The organism is Saezia sanguinis, from assembly GCF_963921665.1.
GTDB classification, from domain to species: Bacteria; Pseudomonadota; Gammaproteobacteria; order Burkholderiales; family Burkholderiaceae_C; genus Saezia; species Saezia sanguinis.
The window spans coordinates 196,508-208,222 of the sequence record NZ_CAWUGC010000017.1 but is presented as its reverse complement, the minus strand read 5'-3'; the positions used below and the strand labels follow the sequence as shown (position 1 = coordinate 208,222).

11 protein-coding genes and 1 pseudogene are annotated in these 11,715 nt (G+C 51.5%); 5 read left to right on the top strand and 7 right to left on the bottom strand.

The genetic code is table 11. The features are described from left to right. Both AACY98_RS12685 and rarD read left to right on the top strand, forming a co-directional pair. Positions 1–116 (top strand): annotated as a pseudogene (locus tag AACY98_RS12685) (IS5/IS1182 family transposase); the annotation flags it as partial. Between the two features lie 15 nt (positions 117–131). Beyond that, positions 132–1,013: an EamA family transporter RarD gene (rarD, locus tag AACY98_RS12680; RefSeq protein ID WP_339805558.1), complete on the top strand. Its 882-nt coding sequence runs from the start codon at positions 132–134 to the stop codon at positions 1,011–1,013. Positions 1,014–1,081: 68 nt separating this feature from the next. Here rarD and AACY98_RS12675 read toward each other — a convergent pair whose 3' ends face one another. The 7 genes from AACY98_RS12675 to AACY98_RS12645 all read right to left on the bottom strand — a co-directional run bounded on the left by AACY98_RS12675 (position 1,082) and on the right by AACY98_RS12645 (position 8,035). Further along, the gene (locus tag AACY98_RS12675; protein WP_339805539.1) at positions 1,082–2,611 is read right to left on the bottom strand and encodes an RNA polymerase factor sigma-54; all 1,530 of its coding nucleotides are present in this window, start codon (positions 2,609–2,611) and stop codon (positions 1,082–1,084) included. A 17-nt stretch (positions 2,612–2,628) separates the two neighbouring features. Continuing rightward, entirely contained in the window at positions 2,629–3,435 is an 807-nt protein-coding gene (gene lptB / locus AACY98_RS12670; protein ID WP_339805537.1) for an LPS export ABC transporter ATP-binding protein, read from the bottom strand. 19 nt (positions 3,436–3,454) lie between these two features. Next, positions 3,455–3,943: a lipopolysaccharide transport periplasmic protein LptA gene (lptA, locus tag AACY98_RS12665; RefSeq protein ID WP_339805535.1), complete on the bottom strand. Its 489-nt coding sequence runs from the start codon at positions 3,941–3,943 to the stop codon at positions 3,455–3,457. Between the two features lie 303 nt (positions 3,944–4,246). Beyond that, positions 4,247–4,831, bottom strand: a complete 585-nt coding sequence (locus AACY98_RS12660; RefSeq protein WP_339805532.1) for a thiol:disulfide interchange protein DsbA/DsbL — start codon at positions 4,829–4,831, stop codon at positions 4,247–4,249. A gap of 147 nt (positions 4,832–4,978) precedes the next feature. Continuing rightward, positions 4,979–5,614, bottom strand: a complete 636-nt coding sequence (locus AACY98_RS12655) for an SPOR domain-containing protein (protein ID WP_162615259.1) — start codon at positions 5,612–5,614, stop codon at positions 4,979–4,981. A gap of 32 nt (positions 5,615–5,646) precedes the next feature. After that, the gene (gene argS, locus AACY98_RS12650) at positions 5,647–7,353 is read right to left on the bottom strand and encodes an arginine--tRNA ligase (protein ID WP_339805529.1); all 1,707 of its coding nucleotides are present in this window, start codon (positions 7,351–7,353) and stop codon (positions 5,647–5,649) included. Between the two features lie 385 nt (positions 7,354–7,738). After that, positions 7,739–8,035: an H-NS histone family protein gene (locus AACY98_RS12645; protein ID WP_339805527.1), complete on the bottom strand. Its 297-nt coding sequence runs from the start codon at positions 8,033–8,035 to the stop codon at positions 7,739–7,741. 428 nt (positions 8,036–8,463) lie between these two features. Between AACY98_RS12645 and yajC the strand changes: the two genes are divergently transcribed. The 3 genes from yajC (at position 8,464) to secD (ending at position 11,715) form a co-directional block, all read left to right on the top strand. Next, complete coding sequence (gene yajC / locus AACY98_RS12640) at positions 8,464–8,787, top strand: preprotein translocase subunit YajC (protein WP_126978977.1); 324 nt, start codon at positions 8,464–8,466, stop codon at positions 8,785–8,787. A gap of 83 nt (positions 8,788–8,870) precedes the next feature. Then, a complete protein-coding gene (locus AACY98_RS12635; RefSeq protein WP_339805524.1) occupies positions 8,871–9,770 on the top strand; it encodes a SecDF P1 head subdomain-containing protein in 900 nt (299 codons plus the stop codon). 64 nt (positions 9,771–9,834) lie between these two features. After that, entirely contained in the window at positions 9,835–11,715 is a 1,881-nt protein-coding gene (gene secD / locus AACY98_RS12630) for a protein translocase subunit SecD (RefSeq protein ID WP_339805522.1), read from the top strand.

The window sequence follows — 11,715 nt, the reverse complement described above, 5'->3', positions numbered from 1 at the left end:
GCTTTGCATGGTTGGAGAAAAACCGCAGACTATGGAAAAACTGTGAACGCAAGCTCAACACCAGCTTACAGTTTGTCCTTATGGCTTTCCTTACGCTACTACTTAAAAGATCGTGAACAAGTTCTAAAGGTATTTTTTTCTCGATTCTGGCTTCTGCACTGTTTGGCGGGCTCTATTACTATGCCTCTTTGCTGCAGCCGCTGAGCGGGCAGGAAGTGATGGGGTGGAGAATATTGTTCACGCTGCCCATGGTGACGTTATTTGCGGTTGCCGGTAAAGAGTGGACTCTGGTGAAGCAGGTGTGGCAGCGGGTGAAAAAAACGCCGGCTTTTGCCGGGGTGCTGGTTCTGAATTCGTTTTTACTGGGCATTCAATTCTGGCTGTTCATGTGGGCGCCGATGAATGATCGCGCCTTGCAGGTCTCGTTAGGTTATTTTCTGATGCCTCTGGTGATGGTACTGGTAGGCTACTTTGTGTATGGCGAGCCGCTTTCCTGGCTGAAGAAGCTGGCAACTTTGCTGGCAGCCGTCGGAGTGGTCAATGAGTTTTTTTATGTTGGCGGCATGGCGTGGGAAACGCTGGTGGTTGCACTGGGTTTCCCTTTGTATTTTTTTATGCGGCGCCGTTTCGATGTGAACCACATGGGCGGGTTGTGGTATGAAATTGCATTGATGCTGCCCTTATCTGTCTGGTTTGTCATGCATGGCGCTCTGTCATGGGAGGTGCTGGCGCAAAAGCCTGCGCTGTATATTCTGATTCCGTTTCTGGGGGTGTTAAGCACGACGGCATGGGCTTTTTATGTGGTAGCCAATAAATTGCTGCCATTCAGTCTGTTTGGTCTGCTGGGCTATCTGGAACCGATATTGCTGGTGGCGGTTTCGTTGTTGCTGGGGGAATCAATTCACTTGCGTGAATGGCCCACCTATATTCTGATATGGGCCGCAATTGTGGTGCTGGTGTTGGAAGGGGGCAAGCATATGGTGATGCAAAAACATACCCGCGCGGCCCGCTGATGTTGGCAGCAAGATGTGTATAGTAGGTGGAAAACTGTTTTCTGTTAAAACAGATCAAACAGCACCATTTACACGGCTTTGCGCAGATTGGCGGGGGCAATTTTCAGCCCTTCGCGGTATTTGGCGACAGTGCGGCGTGCAACCTGTATGCCCTGCTCAGCGAGCATTTTTGAAATATCGTTGTCAGACAGCGGCTTTTGCGAGTCTTCCTCGGTGACCAGTTGTTTGATCAGCGCACGTACGGCAGTACTGGATGCGTTGCCGCCGGTCTCGGTAGACAGGGATGAGCCAAAGAAAAACTTGAGTTCAAAAATGCCAAATGGCGTCAGCATGTATTTGGCGGTTGTGACGCGAGAAATGGTTGATTCGTGCAGCCCCAGTTCGTCGGCAATTTCGCGTAACACCAGTGGACGCATGGCAATTTCGCCATGGGTGAAGAAATTTCTTTGCCGGTTCACTACTGCCTGAGAAACACGCAGAATGGTTTCAAAACGCTGTTGAATGTTTTTGATAAACCAGCGGGCTTCCTGAAGGCGCTGGTTCAAGGCCTGGGCGCCATCGTTGCCTTTATGTCCACGCAACGCCTGGGCATAGATATCATTGACACGGATTTTGGGCATGATGTCCGGATTGAGCGTGGCCTTCCATTGGTTGCCCGATTTTTTGATAATCACATCCGGGATGAGCACCGTTCCTGGTGAACTGGCAAACTGGCGTCCGGGCTTGGGGTCCAGCGTTAAAATGAGCTGATAGGCACTGCGTATGGTTTCTTCATCAAATCCGGTGATAGCCGCCAGCTTGCGGTGATCTCGTTTGGCAAGCAGATCCAGATGTTGCGTGCAAATGGTCAGCGCCAGGTCTTTTTGAAATGAGTCTGGCAGTTGTTTAAGCTGCAGGCACAGGCATTCGGACAGGTTGCGGGCACCGACACCTGCCGGGTGCATGGTTTGCAGCCAGTTCAGCGCGCATGTGAGGCGCTCCAGCATATCCTCATGTTCAAGCTCGTAGTCAATGTTGTTTTGGCGTGAAGAGAGTAACTGGTCGGTGATATCGGTCAGATCGTCGGCCAGATAGCCGTTTTCATCCAGGGATTCGATCAGAATGTACAACGCAGCTTTGTCTTCGTCGCTGATATGCAGTGTGCGGGCCTGCTGCATAAGGTGTTCTGTCAGCGATACATTTTGTGAGGCCCATTCCAAAGCGTTGGCGGTTTCCTCATCATCTGGCTGTGCGTTGCTGTTGGAAACGCTGTCTCCCCAGTCCCGGCTGTCTGACCAGTCCCATTCATCGTCGCCGTTGGAGCGGTTGTCGAGTTCCTGGGGCTGTGACCAGTCCATTTCCGAAAGTTCATTGCTGCTGGAAGCGCTGTCAGAGGAATCACCGGTGCTTGCCATGTTATCTGCCGACGCTGGTGCCAGCGGCAATTCATTGCCGGATTCCGGGCCGTCCTCTTCTAAAAAAGGATTGCTCTCCAGCATGCTTTCAACCTCCTGCTGCAATTCCAGCGTGGAGAGTTGCAACAGCCGGATCGACTGCTGCAATTGCGGTGTAAGCGCAAGGTGCTGTGAAATGCGTAGCTGAAGGCCCGGTTTCATCATGGTGCTTGACGACCTTGCTACATGCGGAAGTTTTCGCCCAGGTATACCCGGCGCACGTCAGGGTTGGCGACGATTTCGTCAGATGTACCCTGGGTCAGGACTTTGCCTTCACTGATAATGTAAGCGTGATCGCAGATGTTCAATGTTTCCCTTACGTTATGATCGGTAATCAGCACGCCGATGCCGCGTGCTTTTAAAAAACCAATGATGCGCTGGATTTCAATGACGGCAATCGGATCAATCCCCGCAAAGGGTTCATCCAGCAAAATGAAATGGGGGTAGGTGGCGAGTGCCCGCGCAATCTCCACGCGTCGCCGTTCACCACCGGACAGTGCCAGGGCGGGGGAGTCACGCAGCCGGTCAACGTGGAGGTCTTGCATCAGGCGGTCCAACTCTTCATCAATGCGTTTGCGTGAAAGGCTTTGCCCGTCGGCATCCAGTTGCAGTTCGAGCACCGCGCGGATATTTTCCGAGACACTGAGTTTGCGGAAAATAGACGCTTCCTGCGGCAGGTAGGATAACCCCATGCGGGAGCGCTCATGGATCGGCATGCGGGTGATGTCCCGGTCGTTGATCATGATTTTCCCGGCATCTGCACGTACCAGACCGACAATCATGTAAAACGAGGTGGTCTTGCCTGCGCCATTGGGGCCTAACAGGCCCACAACCTCGCCTGATTCCACAGCGATTGAAACGTCTTGCACCACGGTGCGGGCACCGTAGGTTTTTTTCAGCCCTGTCGCGTCGAGTTTTGCCTTCGCCACTTGGGAAGCGGTGTCTGGGGTTGATGTGGAAGATGTGGTTTTGGTTGCAACCAAACTCATGTCCAATCCTTCGGGCGGGTTAATCGTTTGGCTCAGGGGTTAAGACCATGGTCATGCGGCCACTGGCAGAGCTGCTGTTGGGACCGCTTTCCACGGTGAAAAAGCTGGTGGTGTCGTTATAGGTAATGACCCCGCCGGAAGACTGGTCCCAGAGCTCGGTACCCCGGTAACGCCGAATGGTCGCATCGCCAACGAGCTTCAATGTGGTGGTACGGCTGTCATATTCCAGGCGGATGGCTTCGCCTTCGATATATTCATTGGTGTTGTCACGGTTTTGCCTGAAATAGGCTCTGTGCTGGGCCGAGCCAATGGCAACGCCGAGCTGGTGCCCTGATGCCACCTGGCGGACATCCATTTGTGCGGCGCGTATGGTCAGTGACCCCTGCGAAGCAACCACATTACCGAAAAAGCGGCTGACTTTATTGGCATTGTCGTATTGCATGCGGTCCGCCTCAATGTGGATGGGCTGTTTGGCATCATCATTGGCGGCCCAGGAGGAAAAGGACATCAGGCATAACAGCGTGATAACAGGTATCTGCTTGGCTGCATATATGAAAAACCGTGAGAAAACAGTCTGCATAATTATGTCCGGCATGAAAATTGCATTAAACAACCCCTATCTTACTTGATTCTACAGGGGAGCGGTAATCATCCAGCAGAGAGCAGGAGGTTTTCTATCGGCTTGGATGAAATAGTCAAAAACAGTGTAAAGAAAGAGAATATGACAACCCGGAAAGGCAGGACCAATAAAAAAGCCGCCAAAGCGTATCGCGTTGAGCGGCATTTTCTATGGTAAAACCAGAAAAAGGTATTAGCTGCCCATAGAGGCTTTAACACGGGCGATCAATGTTTCAGCGACACGCAGTGCCTCTTGAGAGGCGCCAATGGTCCAATACTGTCCCCCAACGCCGATGGCCGGAGTTCCTTCAATGCCGTAGGCTTCCACCAGTTGATTGGCACGCTGAACCTTGGATTGCACACCAAAAGATTCATAGACTTTCATGGCTTCGTCGGCATTGATGCCATGAGCCGCAAAAAACGCGCGGATCGGTTTAGGTTCAATCAGATAATTTTTCTTTACCTGAACCTCTTCAAACACGGTGTCGTGCAGATCCAGCCGGTCGAGCGCTTCCAGCGTGTAATAAATACGGGCATGGGGTTCCACTATGGAGCGGAATGATACGGGAACGCGCTGAATGTAGGCATCTGCCGGTGCTTTGGCAGCCCAGGCGTTGAAGATGGATTCAAAAGCAAAACAGTGGTTACAGCTGTAGGCGAAAAATTCAATGACCTGTACTTTGCCAGCCGGTGCATCGTTGGGCAAAGCGGGCTTAACCAGCCAGAAATTCTTATTCTCCTGCAGAGCGACTTCGCTTGCTTGAGCCAGTGGGCTCATTAGCCCGGCTGTTATTACTGAAACTCCGGCGACGAGCCCTTTTGAAAAATGTCTGCGTTGCATGATCGTTGTTTTCCTATCTCTTATCTGCGAATGACCTTTGGAGTATAGGCAGTTCACATTAGTTCATATGGTGGCAGTGATTTGTTACTGCTGTACCAGTACGATGGCGGCATCAATGTTGTTGCTGGCCAGATTACGCTGTGCAATGCTGGCGGCTTCCCGGGTGGAGTAAGGGCCAAGGCGTACACGGTGAATCGTTCTGCCTGCTGCGGTTACCTGGCTGATGACAGCCTGGTTGCCCAGCAAAGCCAACCGGGCACGTTGTTGTTCGGCTTCGGTTGGGGAGGCAAAAGCGCCTGCCTGCACATAAAACTGCATGTTGGCTTCGGGGGGCGGGGTATTAGGCCGGCCTTCTGGCGCTACGGTTGTTGATGGCGCGACGCGTTCGTTGCCTGAAGGCATGGCACCACCCAGCGCAGCAATGGCAACCGGGTCATCTGTGGTGGCAGGGGCCGGGATCACGCTGTCTGTTGGCGTTGTTGCTGTCTCAGGCAGTGGCGGGGGTGTCTGCTGCTCGGGCGCGGCAGGCCCGCCTTGGGGCTGCAAAGAACGGTTCGGATTCCAGTCACTCGGTACCTGGAGCGGCTCCTGCTGAGAATAGCGGTCGGCAAAGGGGACCGGCGTTTTGGTGATGTAAAACGCCACGCCTGCCGCAATAATCAGGCCCAGTACCAGCCCGAGAATAAAGCCGATCAGTGAAAGTCCGCGCTGTTGAATCATGATAGAAGTTGATTGCATAGTAAAGATTGCCCTTATGATACTACATCGTTGCGACTCATTGATTCTGGCGCACCAACGCCCAGCAAGGCCAGGCCATTTGCCAGTACCTGGCGTGTGGCGCTCAATAATGCCAGACGGGCCAAAACCAGATTGGCGTCCTGGACCAGTACGCGTTCGGCATCATAGTAACTGTGGAAGGCACTGGAAAGATCGCGTAAATAAAATGCAACATCGTGCGGTGCCAGCGTGTGCGCTGCTTCGGCGATCATATCCGGATATTGGGCCAGCCTGGTCATCAGTGTCAGCTCCGTGGGGGCGGTGAGCCTGCTGAGGTCTGCGCCAGCCAAAGCAGAGGTGTCATGCCCTTGTTTCTGTGCTTCACGCACAATGGAGCAGATGCGTGCATGTGCATACTGTACATAAAATACCGGGTTTTCATCGTTTTGTTTTAATGCCAGGTCAATGTCAAAAACAAACTCGGTGTCTGCTTTGCGGCTGATCAGGAAAAAACGCACGGCATCCTTGCTGGTCCATTCGATCAGGTCGCGTAAGGTCACGTAACTGCCTGCGCGTTTGGAGATTTTAACTTCCTGCCCGTCACGCATCACGGTAACCATTTTGTGCAGAATATAGTCAGGGTAGTCCTTGGGAATATGCATGCCGACGGCTTGCAGGCCGGCACGGACACGGGCAATGGTCCCGTGGTGGTCTGAACCCTGGATATTGATGGCTTTGGTAAAGCCGCGCTCCCACTTGGCAATGTGATAAGCCACATCGGGCAGAAAATAGGTATAGCTGCCGTCCTGCTTGCGCATGACGCGGTCTTTGTCATCGCCAAAGTCGGTGGTTTGCAGCCACATGGCACCGTCTTTTTCGTAAGTGTGGCCGGAAGCCACCAGTTTTTTGACGGTATCGTCAACGCGGCCACTGCTGTAAAGACTGGACTCCAGGTAATAGTTATCAAACCGGACCTGGAATGCTGTTAAATCCTGGTCCTGCTCATGGCGCAGATAAGCAACGGCAAACTGGCGGATAGACTCCAGATCATTGACATTGCCGCTGGCCGTAAAGTGACGGTCATCTGCTGTAACGGTTTCTTGTGCCAGAAAGTCTTTGGCAATGTCGGCAATGTATTCACCGTTATAGGCGTTTTCCGGCCAGCCTGCGCCTCCTGGCACCAGGCCCTGTGCGCGGGCCTGCACGGAAATGGTCAGGTTGTGGATCTGTACGCCGGCATCGTTATAGTAAAACTCGCGTGTAACCTGCCAGCCCTGTGTTTCCAGCAGATTGCATAAAGCATCCCCCAAAGCGGCCTGGCGGCCGTGTCCCACATGCAGAGGGCCGGTCGGGTTGGCTGAAACGAATTCAACAATAACCCGGTTGCCGTGCGCACTGTCATTGTGACCAAATTGTTCTTTGGTATTCAAAATGTCTGAAACGATTTGCTGCTTGGCCTGGGGTTTGAGTTTGATATTGATGAAACCGGGGCCTGCAATGTCAATGCTCTCCACCCATTGATGGACAACTGCCGAGGCGTTCAGTGCATCAACCAGTTGCTGTGCAATTTCACGCGGATTTTTGCGCAACGGCTTGGACAACTGCATTGCAATCGTGCAGGCCAGGTCACCCATTTGCGCCTGTTTGGGCGTTTCAAAAGTCAGGCTATGGGATGATTCTGGTGCTAGAGCAGCGATCTGTTCTTGAAGAAGGAGCAAAAGTTCCTGTTTGGCTTGCAACATATTGAGGTATTAACATTTAAGACACAGCGTACTTGGCGCTGTGTGAAAGGAATAATCATCTGGCACATCTGCAGATGTACCTGGAAAGGATCTATTGTGCCTAAATTCAGGCGACACAGCCAGTGCATGACGACTGTGTGCTATCGGTATTGCTGCACGAATCACATTTTACATGCCTTGGTATAGGTTAAGGGATATGCGCATGAATGATTCAGATGCCGGAATCCAAGCCATAAATTCACAGCAGTTTCAAATTGGTTTAAGTGGAGTTTGAGGGGAATTTAATTAAATAAATGACAATAACGGCGAATTTATAGCCGTTAAGCATTATTTAAAATGAAAATAAAAGGATCATTTAAGATCCTTTTATTTGGGAAAAGCCGGGTTAACGAATTAAAAACTGGTCACGATTCTTGCCGGCAATCCAGGTTGGAGGTTTACCTCGGCCTGTCCAGGTGGCTCCGGTAGCCGGGTTGCGGTATTTAGGGGCAACAGTCATGCCTTTTTTTGGGCCCGCTTTGCGTTTGCCTAATGCAGCCATGACTTCATCTGGGCTGAACTGATACTGTTCGACCAGTGCCACAATTTGTGCAAGTCCTTCTTTTTTTTGCTGATGACGTACGGCGTCAATTTTGGCAGATAGTTCTTTTTGTTTTTGTAGCAGGTTTTCGAGGGACTCCATAATATAAAACTCCTATGGTTAATTGCAAACTGGATTCTATTATAAATTAATTCAGAATATAAAGAAAACAGATTCAATTCAACTTTGAATTAAATAAAATGACTGTCATGCTGATTGGTTTTAATTTTGTAGTTTTGCGCTTGTGCATGTTATTGGCGTATGGATGATGGGAGAAACGGCAGCGTATTTCTGAGCTTCTTTGTAAAGATAGAAAAATTACAGCGTATTGAGGCAGGGTGCAGCGAAAACATGCTGGCACAGTAAATGATTTAAGTGATTTGTATGATGTTGTGGATAACTTCCCAATCGGCGCTTAAAATTTAAGCAGGCAGCGGGAGAGTTCCCGACGTTGTACCGGGGAATCGCACAAGTTGAGTTAATACATTCATTTTTCAATACAATATCTACCTTTATAGGAGTGCAATACTGTGTTTATTACGGATGCTTATGCGCAAGCTGCTGAAGGTGCTGCTCAAGGGGCTTCTCCCCTGATGTCCATGCTGCCTTTGATCCTCATGTTTGTGGTGCTGTATTTTTTACTGATGCGCCCGCAAATGAAACGCCAGAAAGAACACCGGCAGATGGTCGAAGCTCTGGGCAAGGGGGACGAAGTGATTGCAGCAGGTGGGATCTATGGTCGGGTGACCAAGCTGTCTGATTCGATCATCACCATTGAAATTGCTGATGGCGTTGAAATCCAGGTTCAGCGTGGTGCCGTTGCTCAGGTGTTGCCTAAAGGCACTATCAAGTAAACAGTGTTTGCTGTTCAAAAAAGGTGTTTTCCTTTTGAAGCGGATAAGTTCAAGCCTGCTCGATGGGTAAGGTGGAAGGCACAGTGTTCGTAATTAATTTTCAGTTTATCCATCGGTTGCTGGTGGCTAAAATTGGTTTATCACTGTTGCTGCTGACCGGCATTTTCAATGCTGCTGCGCAAGCTTTGCCCGAAGGGTTGGAGCGTTGGCGCGGCAGTGTCTATTACGTACTCCAGTCAGAGTCCCCTTTATGTCAAGAGGTGGATGCACGTGAAGCGTGCGATGCCTTTTCGCAAAAACAGGCGGAGCTGTTATGCCAGATGCTGGGCTGCTCACAACATGCCTGGCGCTTGATGGTGCAGGGGCATCCTGGTCAGATCATTGCAGCGCTGCCAGATGCGGCAGCGGGTCAAAAACTGGAATTGTTACTGAGCGAGCAGGTGCTGTTTCAGATCAGGCCTGTCAGTGACATTGATGCCTATCAGGTTGTATCTGGAGGGACTGCCTTGCCTGATGGTCAGGAGCTTGTTAATGTGGATGGCAGTGAATTGCCATTGATACTGGATACCAGCGTGTTGCTGTCGCAAGAGCACCTGCAGCAAGTTGATTTTGAATACAGCGCATACAATGACCAGCCTGCAGTCATGATAGAGCTCACGCCAGAGGGCGCGCAGCGGTTCGGCCAGATAACGCAAGATCATATGGGCCGACGGCTGGCGATGGTGCTGGTGACGCCAGATACGCAAAAAGTCATTTCTGCACCGCGGGTGCATGGGGTGATCCGTGAGGGAAAACTCCAGATTAGCGGCGTATCGGTGTCAGAGGCAAAAAATATGGTGCGGGATTTGCGGCAAAGCATGCTTGTTCCCATGAAAATTGAACAAATATGTACAGTAACGCGCAAAGCCAATTCGTTGGCAGTCGAGCAGGAAGTCTGCGTGCCATTGAAAAATAATGGGCTAACAAGTGTGGAAGTGAAATAATAATGCTATTTGTGCGTGGTCAAGAGATGAAAAATTCAGCGGCACAGTTATTGAAAGGTTTGTCATGAACCGTTATGCCTTATGGAAATACGTGATCATCGTTGTTGCGGTGGTTTGCGGGGTGTTGTATGCGTCTCCTACCCTTCTTCGGGGGGTGTTTGGTGAGGCGCCTGTGGTTCAGGTCTCGGCGATCAAGTCTGAAGAGGTCAATGCTGAAGCCGTGCAACGGATTCAAAATTTTCTGCGACAAGCCGGTATTGAGCCAACCAACAGTGATGTACTGGCCGAGCAGGCCGGCCAACCCAGGATCAATATCCGTTTCAGCAGCAAAGAAGATCAGGCGCGTGCGCGCGATGTGTTGATCCGCGGGCTGAATCCTGATGCGACAAACCGTGTTTTTGCCGTAGCAATCAATACTGAATCATTGACGCCCGCGTGGCTAAAAGCCATTGGCGCCAAGCCGGTGAACCTGGGGCTGGATTTGCGGGGCGGCGTGCACTTTCTGCTGCAGGTGGATATGAAAACGGCTCTGGCCAATCGTCTGGAGTCGCTGGCTAACAATATCCGTACAGATTTGCGCAATAAAAGCGTACCTTATGAATCGGTTACCCGCAATGGGCTGGTGATTGATATCGTTTTCGCAAACGAACAGGCACTGGCTGCAGCAGAGAAAGAAATCCGCTCTGAAGATGCGCAGGTAACAGAAAACACTTCCAACGGCGCTTACCAGTTGCAGGTGACTTTATTGCCACAGGCTGTTCAGCGAATTGAAGCGCTGGCGCTGCAACAAAATATCAATACGCTGCATAACCGGATCAATGCGCTGGGGGTTGCTGAGCCTTTGATTCAGCAACAGGGCGCAGACCGTATTGTGGTGCAATTGCCCGGTGTGGAGGATACGACCGAAGCCAAAGAAATTTTGGGCCGTACCGCGACATTGCAGATTCGCATGGTGGATGAAAGCCCGCAGGCGATGGCGGCTTTGAACGGGCAGGGGCCTGTGCCTTTAGGCTCCGAGCGGTTTACTGATAGAGAAGGGCGGCCGCTCATTTTACGTCGTGAGGTTTTACTGACAGGGGAAAACCTCAACGATGCGCAGCCTGGCAGAACCCAGGATACCCAGATCCCTGCGGTTTTCCTGAATCTTGACACTCAGGGGTCACGTATTTTTTATGACCTGACGCGTGAGAATCGTGGCAAACGCATGGCGATTGTGCTGTTTGAGCAAGGGCGTGGCGAAGTTGTTACAGCGCCATCGATCAATGAGCCGATTCCCGGTGGGCGCGTGCAGATTTCAGGCTCCATGACGATCAAAGAAGCGCAAAGTATTGCACTGCTGCTGCGCTCGGGGTCATTGGCCGCTCCGATGGAGATCATTGAAGAGCGCACCATTGGGCCCAGCCTGGGTGAAGAGAATATCGCCCGGGGCGTGAACAGCGTGATTTACGGGTTTGCCATTGTGGCGGTTTTCATGTGCCTTTATTACATGCTGTTTGGCGTGTTTTCGACCATTTCCATGGCAATTAATCTGCTGTTATTGGTGTCTGTCATGTCGTTGCTGCAGGCTACGCTGACATTGCCTGGTATCGCGGCAATGGCACTGGCACTGGGCATGGCTATTGACGCCAATGTGCTGATCAATGAGCGTATCCGAGAGGAACTGCGGGCAGGGGCGACACCGCAAATGGCTATCAATGCGGGGTATGAGCACGCCTGGGGAACCATTCTGGACTCCAACATCACATCACTGATTGCAGGCCTGGCGTTGCTGACGTGTGATGCAGGCCCGATTCGCGGTTTTGCCGTGGTGCATTGTCTGGGGATTCTGACCTCGCTGTTTACCTCGGTTTTTGTTTCACGTGGCCTGGTGAATTTGTGGTACGGACAGCGTCGCAAGCTGAAGTCCCTGGCGATTGGTCAGATCTGGAAACCTCAGCAGGATTGA